Origin of the sequence: Pseudomonas monsensis, from assembly GCF_014268495.2 — a bacterium.
Taxonomy (GTDB): Bacteria; Pseudomonadota; Gammaproteobacteria; order Pseudomonadales; family Pseudomonadaceae; genus Aquipseudomonas; species Aquipseudomonas monsensis.
Genome location: NZ_CP077087.1, coordinates 4,181,971 through 4,197,135, shown reverse-complemented (window position 1 = coordinate 4,197,135; position 15,165 = coordinate 4,181,971). Strand labels below are relative to the sequence as shown.

General features: G+C 60.2%; 13 protein-coding genes. All 13 read right to left on the bottom strand.

The features are described from left to right. Positions 1 to 34: 34 nt before the first annotated feature. The 13 genes from nuoL to HV782_RS18410 all read right to left on the bottom strand — a co-directional run bounded on the left by nuoL (position 35) and on the right by HV782_RS18410 (position 15,063). Complete coding sequence (nuoL, locus tag HV782_RS18470; RefSeq protein WP_123376613.1) at positions 35 to 1,888, bottom strand: NADH-quinone oxidoreductase subunit L; 1,854 nt, start codon at positions 1,886 to 1,888, stop codon at positions 35 to 37. Next, complete coding sequence (gene nuoK / locus HV782_RS18465; RefSeq protein ID WP_003180046.1) at positions 1,885 to 2,193, bottom strand: NADH-quinone oxidoreductase subunit NuoK; 309 nt, start codon at positions 2,191 to 2,193, stop codon at positions 1,885 to 1,887. The genes nuoL and nuoK overlap by 4 nt, the downstream gene beginning before the upstream one ends. Positions 2,194 to 2,196: 3 nt before the next feature. Continuing rightward, on the bottom strand, positions 2,197 to 2,697 hold the full coding sequence (nuoJ, locus tag HV782_RS18460; RefSeq protein WP_007951462.1) for an NADH-quinone oxidoreductase subunit J: 501 nt from the start codon (positions 2,695 to 2,697) through the stop codon (positions 2,197 to 2,199). A 9-nt stretch (positions 2,698 to 2,706) separates the two neighbouring features. Then, positions 2,707 to 3,255, bottom strand: a complete 549-nt coding sequence (gene nuoI / locus HV782_RS18455) for an NADH-quinone oxidoreductase subunit NuoI (protein ID WP_003223795.1) — start codon at positions 3,253 to 3,255, stop codon at positions 2,707 to 2,709. Positions 3,256 to 3,266: 11 nt separating this feature from the next. Then, positions 3,267 to 4,274 (bottom strand): NADH-quinone oxidoreductase subunit NuoH, encoded by a 1,008-nt coding sequence (gene nuoH, locus HV782_RS18450; RefSeq protein WP_007964859.1) that lies wholly within the window; start codon positions 4,272 to 4,274, stop codon positions 3,267 to 3,269. Further along, positions 4,271 to 6,985, bottom strand: a complete 2,715-nt coding sequence (nuoG, locus tag HV782_RS18445; protein WP_186744354.1) for an NADH-quinone oxidoreductase subunit NuoG — start codon at positions 6,983 to 6,985, stop codon at positions 4,271 to 4,273. The genes nuoH and nuoG overlap by 4 nt, the downstream gene beginning before the upstream one ends. Before the next feature lie 136 nt (positions 6,986 to 7,121). Further along, the gene (nuoF, locus tag HV782_RS18440; RefSeq protein WP_064586999.1) at positions 7,122 to 8,477 is read right to left on the bottom strand and encodes an NADH-quinone oxidoreductase subunit NuoF; all 1,356 of its coding nucleotides are present in this window, start codon (positions 8,475 to 8,477) and stop codon (positions 7,122 to 7,124) included. Beyond that, entirely contained in the window at positions 8,474 to 8,971 is a 498-nt protein-coding gene (gene nuoE / locus HV782_RS18435; protein ID WP_003223804.1) for an NADH-quinone oxidoreductase subunit NuoE, read from the bottom strand. Before nuoE ends, nuoF begins: the two co-directional genes overlap by 4 nt. A 2-nt stretch (positions 8,972 to 8,973) precedes the next feature. Then, complete coding sequence (gene nuoC / locus HV782_RS18430) at positions 8,974 to 10,758, bottom strand: NADH-quinone oxidoreductase subunit C/D (protein WP_123462468.1); 1,785 nt, start codon at positions 10,756 to 10,758, stop codon at positions 8,974 to 8,976. 74 nt (positions 10,759 to 10,832) lie between these two features. Then, the gene (locus HV782_RS18425) at positions 10,833 to 11,507 is read right to left on the bottom strand and encodes a NuoB/complex I 20 kDa subunit family protein (RefSeq protein WP_186744353.1); all 675 of its coding nucleotides are present in this window, start codon (positions 11,505 to 11,507) and stop codon (positions 10,833 to 10,835) included. Positions 11,508 to 11,517: 10 nt separating this feature from the next. After that, a complete protein-coding gene (locus HV782_RS18420; RefSeq protein ID WP_003223812.1) occupies positions 11,518 to 11,931 on the bottom strand; it encodes an NADH-quinone oxidoreductase subunit A in 414 nt (137 codons plus the stop codon). Positions 11,932 to 12,498: 567 nt separating this feature from the next. Beyond that, positions 12,499 to 13,824, bottom strand: coding sequence for an isocitrate lyase (gene aceA, locus HV782_RS18415; RefSeq protein WP_003223815.1), 1,326 nt, complete (start codon positions 13,822 to 13,824; stop codon positions 12,499 to 12,501). A 477-nt stretch (positions 13,825 to 14,301) separates the two neighbouring features. Then, positions 14,302 to 15,063, bottom strand: coding sequence for a secretin N-terminal domain-containing protein (locus HV782_RS18410; protein WP_123462470.1), 762 nt, complete (start codon positions 15,061 to 15,063; stop codon positions 14,302 to 14,304). Positions 15,064 to 15,165 lie beyond the last annotated feature (102 nt).

The window sequence follows — 15,165 nt, the reverse complement described above, 5'->3', positions numbered from 1 at the left end:
GCTCGTTTCCTTTCGCAAATTCGCAAGGTTCATATCAGACCGCTACCAGCACGATGGCGCCGATAACCAGCACGGCACCAGCAGCCATCGAAGCAGCGTACCAACGCAGTTGACCGGTCTCGGTGCGGCTCAGGGCAGTGTGACCACCCTTGGCCATACGCGGGATCAGACCGATGGTCTGGTCGAGCGGGTCTTTGCGCAGTACGTGGCTGATCGCCAGGTAAGGCTTGACGAACAGTTTGTCGTAGATCCAGTCGAAGCCCCAGGCAGCGAACCACCAGGCCGAAAGGAAACGGCCGATGCCGCTGTTGGCAATCGCCGTCACGAAGCGACGCTTGCCGAGGAACAGCAGGGCCGCCAGCAGGATACCGGCCAGGGCAATGGCGCCCGAGGCGATTTCCAGACTGTGCTTGGCTTCGCCACCGGCGTGCCCAACGCTTTCTGGCAGTACGCCGTGCAGCGGTGGCACGATCATGGCGCCGACGAAAGTCGACAGCACGATCAGCACCGACAGTGGCAGCCAGTGCGAGATGCCGTGACCGGCGTGGGCTTCAGTCTTGGCTTCACCGTGGAACGTGATGAAGATCAGGCGGAAGGTGTACAGCGAAGTCATGAACGCGCCGACCAGACCTGCGTAAAGCAGACCGTGGTTGCCGCTGGCGAACGCTTCCCAAAGGATTTCGTCCTTGGAGTAGAAGCCTGCGGTGACCAGTGGCAGAGCGGCCAGCGCAGCACCACCGACGATGAAGCTGGCGTAGGCCAGTGGCAGTTTTTTCCACAGACCGCCCATCTTGAAGATGTTCTGCTCGTGGTGGCAGGCAACGATCACCGCACCGGAAGCAAGGAACAGCAGGGCCTTGAAGAAGGCGTGGGTCATCAGGTGGAAAATCGCGCCATCCCAGGCGCCAACGCCCAGCGCCAGGAACATGTAGCCGATCTGGCTCATGGTCGAGTAGGCGAGGATACGTTTGATGTCGGTCTGTACCAGTGCGGCGAAGCCTGCGAGAACCAGGGTCACACCACCAACGATGCCGACCAGGTGCAGGATTTCCGGCGCCAGGGTGAACAGTCCGTGGGTACGGGCGATCAGGTAGACACCGGCGGTCACCATGGTCGCGGCGTGGATCAGTGCCGACACCGGGGTCGGGCCGGCCATCGCGTCCGCGAGCCAGGTTTGCAGTGGCAGTTGCGCCGATTTACCGACCGCACCACCCAGCAGCATCAGGGTCGCCAGAGTGATCCAGAAGTCGCCGACCTGGAATTTCTGCGGTGCCAGCACCAGCAGTTCCTGGATGTTCAGCGTGCCCACTTGCTGGAACAGGATGAACAGGCCGATGGCCATGAACACGTCGCCGATCCGGGTGACGATGAAGGCCTTGAGTGCGGCGTTACCGTTGTTGCGGTTGCTGTAGTAGAAACCGATCAACAGGTACGAGCACAGGCCCACGCCTTCCCAGCCGAAGTACAGGAACAACAGGTTATCGCCGAGCACCAGGAACAGCATGCTGGCGATAAACAGGTTGGTGTACGAGAAGAAGCGCGAGTAACCCGCTTCGCCGCGCATGTACCAGGACGCGAACAGATGGATCAGGAAACCTACGCCCACCACCACGCCGAGCATGGTGATCGACAGGCCGTCGATGTAGAGGGCGAAGTCAGGCTTGAAGCCTTCGACCGCCATCCACTTCCACAGCACCAGCGTGTAGTGACCGCCTTCGGGAGGCGCGACGTTGAATTGCCAGATGACGTAGGCGGCGACAATCGCCGACAAGCCAATGGAACCCACGCCGATCAGCGCCGAGAGGTTTTCCGACCAGCGTCCACGGGAGAACGACAGCAGCAGGAAACCGATCAGAGGGAATACGAAAGTCAGAAAGATTAGGTTCATCCGCGCATCTCACTGGCAGCGTCGATATCGAGCGTGTGGAAGCGGCGATACAGTTGCAGCAGGATCGCCAGGCCAATACTGGCTTCGGCGGCTGCCAGGCTGATCACCAGGATGAACATGATCTGTCCATCCGGTTGCGCCCAGCGGGCGCCCGCAACGATGAAGGCCAGTGCAGAGGCGTTCATCATCACTTCCAGACTCATCAGCACGAACAAAATGTTGCGGCGGACCATCAGGCCGACCAGACCAAGGCAGAACAGGATGCCGGCAACGGCCAATCCATGCTCGAGAGGGATAGCAGGCATGTCTTACTCCTTCGCCTCGTTACGGCCCAAATGGAACGCCGTGACGGCTGCGGCGAGCAGCAGCATCGAGGCGAGTTCGACCACCAGCAGGTACGGACCGAACAGGCTGATGCCCACGGCTTTCGCGTCTACGGTGGTGTGGCCGATGGCCTGACCGCTCTGGTGAGCGAACAGCACATACAGCAGTTCGGCCAGCAGCAGGGCGGCGAGAATCACCGGTCCTGCCCAGATGCCGGGCTTGAGCCAGGTGCGTTCCTGCTGAACCGAGGCGGGCCCCAGGTTCAGCATCATCACCACGAACACGAACAGCACCATGATGGCGCCGGCGTAGGCGATCACTTCCAGCACGCCGGCGAACGGTGCGCCGAGTGCGAAGAATGTCATGGCCACGGCGATCAACGAGATGATCAGGTAGAGCAGGGCGTGCACAGGGTTGGTGTTGGTGACCACACGTAGCGTGGACACAACAGCGATACCCGATGCGAAATAGAAAGCGAATTCCATCGTTCTTCCTTAAGGCAGCAAGCTCTTCACGTTGATCGGTTCGGCTTCGTTCTGCGCAGAGCCTTTCGGCTTGCCAGCGATTGCCATACCTGCAACACGATAGAAGTTGTAATCAGGGTTTTTGCCGGGGCCGGAGATCAAAAGATCTTCTTTCTCGTACACCAGGTCCTGACGTTTGAACTCGGCCATCTCGAAATCCGGGGTCAGCTGGATTGCGGTGGTCGGACAGGCTTCCTCGCAGAGACCGCAGAAAATGCAGCGCGAGAAGTTGATACGGAAGAAGTCCGGGTACCAGCGACCGTCTTCGGTTTCAGCTTTCTGCAGCGAGATGCAACCCACCGGACACGCCACGGCGCACAGGTTGCAGGCTACGCAACGTTCTTCGCCATCGGGGTCACGGGTCAGGACGATGCGACCACGGTAGCGTGGTGGCAGGTAGACCGGCTCTTCCGGGTATTGCAGGGTGTCGCGCTTGCGGAAGCCATGGCCGAAGACCATGACCAGGCTGCGCAACTGGGTACCAGTACCCTTAACGATGTCGCCAATATATTTGAACATGGGTCAAATCCTCACTGAACCGCAACCGCAGGTGTGTTCCACAACACAACCGCAGCGGTTATCAGCAAATTGATCAGGGTCAGTGGCAGGCAGAATTTCCAGCTGAAATCCATCACCTGGTCATAACGCGGACGCGGAATGGAAGCGCGCAGCAGGATGAACAGCATGATGAAGAACGCGGTCTTCAGTGCGAACCAGACGAAGGACAGTTGCGGCAGGATGCCGAACGGACCGTGCCAGCCACCGAAGAACAGGGTGACCAGCAGCGCCGAGATCAGGATGATGCCGATGTATTCACCGACGAAGAACATGCCCCATTTCATACCGGCGTATTCAATGTGGTAACCGTCGGCCAGTTCCTGTTCCGCTTCCGGCTGGTCGAACGGGTGACGGTGAGTCACGGCCACGCCAGCAATGAAGAAGGTACAGAAGCCGAAGAACTGCGGAATGATGAACCACAGGTTCTGCGCCTGGTACTCGACGATGTCGCGCATGTTGAACGAGCCGACCTGCACCACGATGCCCATCAGGGCCAGGCCCATGAACACTTCGTAGGACACGGTCTGCGCCGAGGCACGCAAGCTGCCGAGCAGGGCGAACTTGTTGTTACTCGACCAGCCGGCGAACAGCACCGCGTAGACCGACAGACCGGCCATGGCGAAGAAGAACAGCAGGCCGATGTTCAGGTCCGCGACGCCCCAGGTCGGGGTGATCGGGATGATCGCGAAAGCGATCAGCAGGGCGGACATGGCCACCACCGGTGCCAGGGTGAAGATCACCTTGTCGGCAAACGGCGGGGTCCAGTCTTCCTTGAAGAACATCTTCAGCATGTCGGCGGCGATCTGGAACATGCCGAACGGGCCAACGCGGTTCGGACCGTAACGGTCCTGCCACCAGCCCAGCAGGCGACGCTCGACAAAGCTGAGCAACGCGCCTGCGACCACAACGGCCAGCAGAATCACGATGGCTTTGATGACCGTCAGGATCACGTCGATCACTTCAGGGGTGAACCAGGTCATTGCGCTGCCTCCTGCAGACCGTCGACGGACACGCCGGCGAATGCCGGTGGAATGCCGGCGATGCCCGCAGGCAAGGCCACCAGACCCGCGCCCAGTTCTTCATTAATGCGCAGCGGCAGACGCAGGGTCTGGCCGGCCACGTTCAGGCTCAGCAGGGCACCGTCGTTGACGCCCAGGCGATCCGCTTCGGATTTGGCCAGTGCCACGTATGGAGCCGGGATGCGTTCCTGTACCGGTGCGGCTTTCGACGAGGTCTCGTCGCTGCCGAACAAGTGGTAGAACGGCACGGCTTGCCAGGTGCCCGGCGCCGGATTGAACGCACGCGGAGCGGCAGCGAACCAGTTCAGCGAGTCGCCCGTGCTTTCGATCAGGCGGGTGCCCGGGTCGCCAGCGCGCAGGTGACCACCGACTTCGTCCTGGAACTTGTTCCACGCTTGTGGCGAGTTCCAGCCCGGCGACCAGGCGAATGGCACTTGCTGACGTGGTTCAGCCGAACCCGAGTAACCTTCCATGGAGAAGGCGAACGCGGTGTCTTGGTCTTGCGGGGTACGCGGTTCGTGAACGCTGATGTCGGCGCGCATCGCGGTGCGACCGGAATAACGCAGCGGCTCACGCGCCAGTTTCAGACCCTTGATGCGGAACGCGGCCGATGGGGCTGCGTCGACGATACGCGCCAGTTGCTCGGTGCTCGAGGCAACGGCAGCGGTGACGTGGTCGAGTTGCGTCCAGTCGATCGGCTGGTTCAGCAGGGTCGAGCGCAGGGCGTGCAGCCAGCGCCAGCCTTCGTGAACCAGGATGCTCGCATCCATGTATTGCGGGTCGAAAACCTGGAAGAAGCGCTGGGCGCGGCCTTCCTGGCTGACCAGCGTACCGTCGCCTTCAGCGAAGCTCGCCGCTGGCAGAACCAGTTGCGCGCGGTCGGTGGTGGCGGTCTTCTGGTGGTCGGCAACGATCACCACTTGCGCAGCGTTCAGGGCTGCGTCGACCTTGGCTTTCGAGGTGCGGGTGTACAGATCGTTTTCCAGCACGACGATGGCGTCGGCCTTGCCGTCGATCACGGCTTGCAGCGCCGCGTCGACCGATTCGCCACCGAGCATGGCCAGGCCAAGGCTGTTGGCTTCCGGCACGATCAGGCTGATCGAACCGTTTTTCTCGCGCAGCTTCAGGGCTTTGGCGATGTTCGCCGCCGCTTCGATCAGTGCTTTCGAACCCAGCGAAGTACCGGCGATGATCAGCGGACGCTTGGCCGCGAGCAGGGCGTCAGCAATGCGCTTGGCCAGTTCCAGGGCTTCGGCGTCCAGACCTTCAACAGCCGGGGCGCTGGCGTCCAGCGCGTGAGCAACGGCGAAACCGATGCGCGCCAGGTCATCCGGAGCGGCGTGTACGCATTCTTCGGCGATGTCGTCGAGCTTGGTTTCAGCGAGGCTGGCGATGAACAGCGGGTTCAGTTCGTGCTGACCGATGTTCTTCACCGCCGCGTCGAGCCACGGCTGAACGCGCATGGCTTCGGCCATGTCTTCAGCCTTGCCCTTGACCGACTGACGCAGGGCCAGGGCCATACGCGCAGCAGTCTGGGTCAGGTCTTCACCGAGGATGAAGATCGCGTCGTGGTCTTCGATGTCGCGCATGTTCGGCACGGGCAGCGGGCTGTCTTTCAGCACTTGCAGGACCAGACGAATGCGCTCCAGCTCGGAGGCTTCGATACCGGAGTAGAAGTGCTCGGCGCCGACCAGCTCACGCAACGCGTAGTTGCTTTCGAGGCTGGCACGCGGCGAACCGATACCGACGATATTGCGCCCGCGCAGCAGATCGGCAGCCTTGTCCAGCGCCTGATCCAGGCCCAGCTTGGTGCCGTCGGCCAGCATTGGCTGACGTGGACGGTCGGTGCGGTTGACGTAGCCATAACCGAAACGGCCACGGTCGCACAGGAAGTACTGGTTCACCGAACCGTTGAAACGGTTTTCGATGCGACGCAGTTCGCCGTAACGTTCGCCCGGGGAGATGTTGCAACCGCTCGAGCAGCCATGGCAGATGCTCGGCGAGAACTGCATGTCCCACTTGCGGTTGTAACGCTCGGAGTGCGTCTTGTCGGTGAACACACCGGTCGGGCAGACCTCGGTGAGGTTGCCGGAGAACTCGCTTTCGAGGGTGCCGTCTTCAACGCGACCGAAGTACACGTTGTCGTGGGCACCGAACACACCGAGGTCGGTGCCGCCAGCGTAATCCTTGTAGAAACGCACACAGCGGTAGCAAGCGATGCAGCGGTTCATTTCGTGGGAAATGAACGGGCCCAGTTGCTGGTTCTGGTGGGTGCGTTTGGTGAAGCGATAACGGCGCTCGTTGTGGCCGGTCATCACGGTCATGTCTTGCAGGTGGCAGTGACCGCCTTCCTCGCACACCGGGCAGTCGTGCGGGTGGTTGGTCATCAGCCATTCGACAACACTGGCGCGGAACGCCTTGGATTCTTCATCGTCGATGGAGATCCAGGTGTTGTCGGTGGCAGGCGTCATGCAGGACATGACGATGCGACCACGGGTGTCGTTCTCGTCGGTGTACTGCTTGACCGCGCACTGGCGGCAAGCCCCGACGCTACCAAGCGCGGGGTGCCAGCAGAAATAAGGGATGTCGAGGCCCAGCGACAGACATGCCTGTAACAGGTTGTCTGCCCCGTCGACTTCGAGCGCTTTGCCGTCTACGTGGATAGTGGCCATGGTTCAAAGTTCTTCGTTGGCCCGGTGTCAGCGGGCGTGGCTAATGGAATCTTGTTATTCGTCCGAATCCAGTCAGCCCCGAAAGGCGTCATCGGACGAAAGGCGAAGGGCACGGACCCTTCGCCTTTTTAAGCGTTTACGCGCCGACTACGATCGGCCTTGCCAGAGGCGGGACGGCGGCGCTTGCAGGCGCGATACCGGCTTCGAACTCTGGACGGAAGTATTTGATGGCACTGCCCAAAGGCTCCACGGCACCCGGTGCGTGAGCACAGAAGGTCTTGCCTGGGCCGAGGAAGCCGACCAGACCCAGCAGGGTCTCGATGTCGCCTGGCTGACCGCGGCCTTCTTCGATGGCCATCAAGAGCTTGACGCTCCATGGCAGGCCATCACGGCACGGGGTGCAGAAGCCGCAGGATTCGCGGGCGAAGAACTGCTCCATGTTGCGCAGCAGCGACACCATGTTGACGCTGTCGTCCACCGCCATCGCCAGGCCGGTACCCATCCGGGTGCCCACTTTGGCGATGCCGCCGGCGTACATCTGTGCGTCGAGGTGTTCTGGCAACAGGAAACCGGTACCGGCACCGCCTGGCTGCCAGGCCTTGAGTTTGTAACCGTCGCGCATGCCGCCGGCGTAGTCTTCGAACAGCTCGCGAGCGGTCACGCCGAATGGCAGTTCCCACAGGCCAGGGTTCTTGACCTTGCCGGAGAAGCCCATGAGCTTGGTGCCCATGTCTTCGCTGCCTTCGCGGGCCAACGATTTGTACCAGTCAACGCCGTCGGCAATGATCGCCGGCACGTTGCACAGGGTTTCCACGTTGTTCACGCAGGTCGGCTTGCCCCACACGCCCACGGCGGCCGGGAAGGGCGGCTTGGAGCGCGGGTTGGCGCGGCGGCCTTCGAGGGAGTTGATCAGTGCGGTTTCTTCACCGCAGATGTAACGCCCGGCGCCGGTGTGGACGAACAGCTCGAAATCGAAGCCGCTGCCCAGAATGTTTTTACCCAAAAGGCCAGCAGCCTTGGCTTCTTCCACGGCACGGTTGAGGTGCTTGGCGGCGGTGGTGTACTCGCCACGCAGGAAGATGTAGCCACGGTAGGTTTTCAGGGCGCGGGCACTGATCAGCATGCCTTCGATCAGCAGATGGGGCAGTTGCTCCATCAGCATGCGGTCTTTCCAGGTGTTCGGCTCCATCTCGTCCGCGTTGCACAGCAAGTAGCGGATGTTAATGGATTCGTCCTTGGGCATCAGGCCCCACTTCACGCCCGTGGGGAAGCCTGCACCGCCGCGACCTTTCAAGCCTGCGTCCTTCACGGTCTGGACGATGTCGTCCTGAGCCATGTCGGCGAAGGCCTTGCGCGCAGCGGCGTAACCGTTCTTGGCCTGGTATTCGTCGAGCCACACGGCTTCGCCGTCGTCACGCAGACGCCAGGTCAGCGGGTGAGTCTCGGCCGAACGCTTGATGCGGTTGGCAGGACCGAAAGATGTCAGGGTCATACGTAGCCCTCGAGCAGTTTGGCCACGCCGGCAGGCTGCACGTCGCCAAAGGTGTCGTCGTCGATCATCAGCGCCGGTGCCTTGTCGCAGTTGCCGAGGCAGCAGACAGGCAGCAGGGTGAAACGACCGTCGGCGGTGGTCTGACCCAGGCCGATGCCCAGATTGTTCTGGATTTCGCTGACCACCGACTCGTGGCCGCCGATGTAGCAGACCATGCTGTCGCAGACGCGAATGATGTGGCGGCCGACCGGCTGACGGAAGATCTGGCTATAGAACGTCGCCACGCCTTCAACGTCGCTGGCCGGGATGCCGAGGATCTCGCCGATCGCGTACAGGGCGCCATCCGGCACCCAGCCGCGTTCCTTCTGAACGATCTTCAGGGCTTCGATCGACGCCGCGCGCGGGTCTTCGTAGTGATGCAGCTCGTGCTCGATGGCCGAGCGCTCGGTTTCACTCAAGGTGAAACGGTCTGTCTGGATAAGCGTGCTGTTCATGCTTAGCGGTCCACGTCGGCCATAACGAAGTCGATACTACCCAGGTACGCAATCAAGTCCGCGACCATGCTGCCTTTGATCACCGAAGGGATCTGCTGCAGGTGCGGGAAGCTCGGAGTACGGATCCGGGTACGGTAGCTCATGGTGCCGCCGTCGCTCGTCAGGTAATAACTGTTGATGCCCTTGGTCGCTTCGATCATCTGGAAGGATTCGTTGGCCGGCATGACCGGGCCCCACGAAACCTGCAGGAAGTGCGTGATCAGGGTTTCGATGTGCTGCAGCGTGCGCTCTTTCGGCGGCGGCGTGGTCAGCGGGTGATCCGCCTTGTACGGGCCTTCCGGCATGTTGCGCATGCACTGGTCGATGATCTTGATGCTCTGGCGCATCTCTTCGACGCGGACCATGCAGCGGTCGTAGGCATCGCCGTTGGCAGCCAGCGGTACTTCGAACTCGAAGTTCTCGTAGCCGGAGTACGGACGCGCCTTACGCAGGTCGAAGTCGCAACCGGTCGAACGCAGGCCGGCACCGGTGACGCCCCATTCCAGGGCCTCTTTGGTGTTGTACTGGGCAACGCCGATGGTACGACCCTTGAGGATGCTGTTCTGCAGGGCGGCCTTGGTGTACTCGTCGAGGCGTTTTGGCAGCCACTCAACGAAGTCTTTCACCAGTTTTTCCCAGCCGCGCGGCAGATCGTGCGCGACGCCGCCGATGCGGTACCAGGCCGGGTGCAGGCGGAAACCGGTGATGGCTTCGATCACCGTGTACGCCTTCTGGCGGTCGGTGAAGGTGAAGAACACCGGAGTCATCGCACCAACGTCCTGGATGTAAGTCCCGAGGAACAGCAGGTGGCTGGTGATCCGGAAGAACTCGGCCATCATGATGCGGATGACGTCGACCTTTTCGGGCACCTTGATGCCGGCCAGCTTCTCGACCGAGAGCACGTACGGCAGGTTGTTCATCACGCCGCCGAGGTAGTCGATACGGTCGGTGTACGGGATGAAGCTGTGCCACGACTGACGCTCAGCCATCTTCTCGGCACCACGGTGGTGGTAACCGATGTCCGGCACGCAGTCGACGATCTCTTCACCGTCCAGTTGCAGGATGATGCGGAACGCACCGTGCGCGGAAGGGTGGTTCGGGCCCAGGTTGAGGAACATGTAGTCCTCGTTGGCTCCGGAACGCTTCATGCCCCAGTCTTCAGGACGGAAGCGCGCGGCTTCTTCCTCAAGCTGTTGCTTGGCGAGGTTGAGGCTGAACGGATCGAATTCGGTGGCGCGCGCCGGGAAGTCCTTGCGCAGCGGGTGACCTTCCCAGGTCGGCGGCATCATGATGCGCGACAGGTGCGGGTGGCCTTTGAAGTCGATGCCGTACATGTCCCAGACTTCACGCTCGTACCAGTTGGCGTTCGGCCAGATGCTGGTGACGGTCGGCAAGCTCAGGTCGCTTTCGGACAAGGCGACTTTGATCATCACGTCACTATTACGCTCGAGCGACATGAGGTGATAGAACACGGTGAAGTCGGCGCCCGATGGCAGCCCTTGACGCTTGGTGCGCAGACGCTCGTCCACGCCGTGCAGGTCATAGAGCATGACGTACGGCTTGGGCAGGTTGCGCAGGAAGGTCAGGACTTCGACAAGTTTGGCGCGCGCCACCCACAGCACCGGCATGCCGGTGCGGGTCGACTGAGCGGTGAACGCTTCGGCGCCAAAACGGTTGTTCAATTCGACGACCACATCCTGGTCGTCTGCCTTATAAGGCGGGATGTACAGAGCGCTGCCTGTAGTCATGGTTATTTTTTCGCTTTCGGTCAACGTAAAGAATGAAGCCAGCTTCTCGTTTCTTTTGTAAGAACAGATCTGGATCAGACTTCGTCAGGGCTGCGCAGGTTGGTGACTGCGATTCGCTGTTCGCGGCGCTGTTCTTTCTGCGAAGGCATGTCGGCGCGATAAACGCCTTGATCACCAACGACCCAGGACAGTGGGCGACGCTCCTGGCCAATCGTTTCCTGCAACAGCATCAAGCCTTGCAGAAATGCTTCTGGACGGGGCGGGCAGCCAGGTACGTAGACGTCCACGGGCAGGAACTTGTCCACCCCTTGAACCACGGAGTAGATGTCGTACATGCCACCGGAGTTGGCGCACGAACCCATGGAGATTACCCACTTCGGCTCGAGCATCTGCTCGTAGAGACGCTGAATGATCGGCGCCATCTTGATGAAGCAGGTACCGGCGATAACCATGAAGTCGGCCTGACGCGGTGATGCCCGGATAACTTCGGCGCCGAAGCGCGCGATGTCGTGGGGCGCCGTGAAGGCGGTGGTCATTTCCACGTAGCAGCACGAAAGGCCGAAGTTGTACGGCCACAGGGAGTTTTTACGCCCCCAGTTGACCGCGCCACTCAGCACGTCTTCGAGCTTGCCCATGAAAATGTTTTTGTGGACTTGATCCTCTAACGGATCGGAAACGGTTTCCCGTTCGCCAATCGGATACTGCTCGTTAGGAGCATCGGGGTCGATTCTGGTGAGATTGTATTGCATTGCCAAAGCCTCATTGTTTCAGCTTCGCCTGCCGCTTGCGACGAGCTTCCGGAGCCCAGTCAAGGGCGCCCACTCGGAACAGGTAGACAAGACCTGCCAACAGAATTGCTATGAAAACGAGAGCTTCGACGAATCCGGTCCAGCCGCTTTCGCGGACGGACACAGACCATGCAAAGAGAAAGAGGGCTTCGATATCGAAGATCACGAACAGCATCGCGACCAGATAGAATTTGGCTGAGAGCCGCAAGCGGGCGCCACCGGTAGGTAGCATGCCGGACTCGAACGGTTCGTTTTTGCTGCGGCCCCAGGCTTTTGACCCGAGGAGGCTGGAGACGCCGAGCATGAAGGCACACAGGCCGACTACACCCAGAAGGAAAATGGCAAAGCCCCAGTTGTGGGCCATGAGTCCTGTCGCTTCGGGCATGCTGGTAATCCTTAACAGAGAGCAAAGGTCTCTGAGCTTGATAAAGAAATAAGGCAGTGACGATATGTCGCAGCAATCAATCGCGCTGATTTTATGGCTAAACACCCTGCAAGTAAAATTCCTATAGCGAAATTATTTATTGGAATAAGGACATAGCGCACCTCCAATGCCCTGCAGCCCATGCATTGCGGGCATTAGCCGGGTTTGTGTGAATTATGTTTTGTAGGAAATGTAACGAACATAGTTGCTGCTAAATGATAATTGATATCGTTTGGAGTGCTTTTGTAACTGTTTAGCGGTGCAGTAAACAGAAAGTTGTCTTATATGCCTGTTACTGCAAGTAGCGGTGGCGTCCGTTTTAGCGGATTTTTCTGACATCTGTACCGCTCTGGATCAATGTTTTCTCCGGACGACACCGATCCCTGCAGGCTCACTCCTACAGGGATTTGTGGTGGTCATTGAATCCTGGGCAAAAAAACGCCCCGAACCAGTCGGGGCGTCAGTCTTGCGGCTTTGCGGTTAGCTTTCTATACGATCCGCAAAGGCCGTTTGCTCAGCGAAGCAGAATCAGTGGAACTGTTCTTCTTCGGTCGAACCGGTCAGCGCGGTCACCGAGGACGAGCCACCCTGAATCACGGTGGTCATGTCGTCGAAGTAGCCGGTGCCCACTTCCTGCTGGTGAGCCACGAAGGTGTAACCCTTGGCGGCGTCGGCGAATTCCTGCTCTTGCAGCTTCACGTAGGCAGTCATGTCGTTGCGGGCGTAGTCGTGCGCCAGGTTGAACATGCTGTGCCACATGTTGTGAATGCCGGCCAGGGTGATGAACTGGTGCTTGTAACCCATGGCGGACAGTTCGCGCTGGAACTTGGCGATGGTCGCGTCGTCCAGATTTTTCTTCCAGTTGAAGGAAGGCGAGCAGTTGTACGACAGCAGTTGGTCCGGGTATTCCTTTTTGATCGCTTCAGCGAAGCGACGGGCTTCTTCCAGATCCGGCTTGGCGGTTTCGCACCAGATCAGGTCGGCATACGGCGCGTAAGCCAGGCCACGGGCGATCGCTTGGTCCAGGCCAGCGCGAACCTTGTAGAAACCTTCCTGAGTACGCTCGCCAGTCACGAACGGCTGGTCGTACGGGTCGCAGTCGGAAGTCAGCAGGTCAGCCGCGTTGGCGTCGGTACGAGCCAGAATGATGGTCGGAGTACCGGCAACGTCGGCAGCCAGACGGGCAGCGGTCAGCTTCTGTACGGCTTCCTGAGTTGGAACCAGTACTTTGCCGCCCATGTGACCGCACTTCTTCACGGAAGCCAGCTGGTCTTCGAAGTGAACGCCGGCGGCGCCTGCTTCGATCATGCTCTTCATCAGCTCGTAGGCGTTCAGAACGCCGCCGAAACCGGCTTCGGCGTCAGCCACGATTGGCGCGAAGTAGTCGATGTAGCCTTCGTCGCCCGGGTTCTTGCCGGCTTTCCACTGGATCTGGTCAGCACGACGGAACGAGTTGTTGATGCGCTTGACCACGGTTGGCACTGAGTCCACCGGGTACAGCGACTGGTCCGGGTACATGGATTCGGCGGAGTTGTTGTCCGCAGCCACTTGCCAGCCCGACAGGTAGATCGCCTGGATACCGGCCTTGACTTGCTGAACAGCCTGGCCGCCGGTCAGGGCGCCCATGCAGTTGACGAAATCTTTCTCTGGGCGGAAGGACGGCTTGGCACCCTGGGTGACCAGGTTCCACAGCTTCTCGGCGCCCATTTTCGCGAAAGTGTGCTCAGGTTGAACCGAGCCACGCAGACGGACGACGTCAGCAGCGGAATAAGTGCGAGTCACGCCTTTCCAGCGCGGGTTTTCAGCCCAGTCTTTTTCAAGGGCTGCAATTTGCTGTTCGCGTGTCAGTGCCATGGAGATAAACCTCGTCGCGTCTTTATGAAAAGTTGTTCTGCGGTGGAAAATTCCTGCGCTCGCTGACCAGAAGCTTAGGTGGTCAAGTCGGGTTCGGCGGGGGAGGCGACGGGATGAACGATGGGCTCGAGGGGAAAGTGAGCAGGTAAAGGCGAACTGGCGGGCGCAATCGGGGCGTCGTGGGCCTTTCATACGAACTGCAGTGTGGTGCCGGGTTACCTAATAACGCTTCCGTCCCTCGGGACAACTTCGTTCCAGTCGACAACCTCGTCAAACACACCTTGTGGGCGGTACAGACACGAAGCGGTTCGCGGGGTAGGTGCGAACGTCGCTTCGAAGGCCCTTGCCAGGGCCTCTGATTAGCGGGAGCGAGGCCATCATGCCTTTGCTTTTTTGCCTCGTCAAACGTTTTGTAGTGCTTTTTTTCAAGCACTACATCTTTGGTCTAATACGACTAATCAGTCAGTTTTCGGTGCTTTAGTCCAGCGCGTCGACTTTGACCCGCAAGGTCATGTCATCCCGGCCTTGAGTCGAGTAGCTGCGGGTCAGGCCCTGTTGGTCGGCCTGGGTCTGGCGATTGACGCCGGCGAGGGTGATCCATTCGCCGAGGCGTCCGCTGACGGTTGTGTCGGTGCTTTGCACGTTCACTACATCGGGACGTTCCTGGCTCATGCGGTCACGGTTGGTACTGATTGCCAGGTGAACGATGTCGCCGGTGACGCTGGCCGTCACGTAAAAACCCTGGGTGACGTTGCGATATTGCGTCTGGCTGCTGTAATCGCCATAGGAGTTGGTCTGGCTGCTGGTGATCGGCACGCTCTGGCCAACCTGGATCAGCGCCGGCATGCCGTCGGTGGCCTGTACCTGCTGCACGCCGCCGTCGCGGCTGGCGGTGCTGCGGCTGATGATCCGGGTCTGGTTCGGCGGCGCGCCGTTGACCGAGTAGCCTTCATCGCCGCGGCCGTTGTTTTCGTTGGTGTCGACTGTGATCAACAAGCGTTTGGGTGCAGTGTCGAGCTGGGTGACCAGCGCCTTGAGCTCCTGAATCTTGTCCGGCTCGGCCTTGATGATCAGTTGATTGCCATAGGCGCTGACCTGGCCGTCCTTGCCGATGAAGTCTTGTGCCATTGGCAGCATGTCGGCGCTGGTGCGGTACTTGAGGGGCACGATTTCTGTGGCTGCCATCACCGACAGGCTGCAACCGAGCAGCAGGGTGGTGAGCAGGGTGCGTAGGGACATGTCCGTTATCTCCGCTTTCGAAAGGCTTGATATTGCCAGTTTGTCGGCCCGCGGTGGTGCAAGTTGAATCGTAGACAGCAAAACGCCCCGGCATCGGCGGAT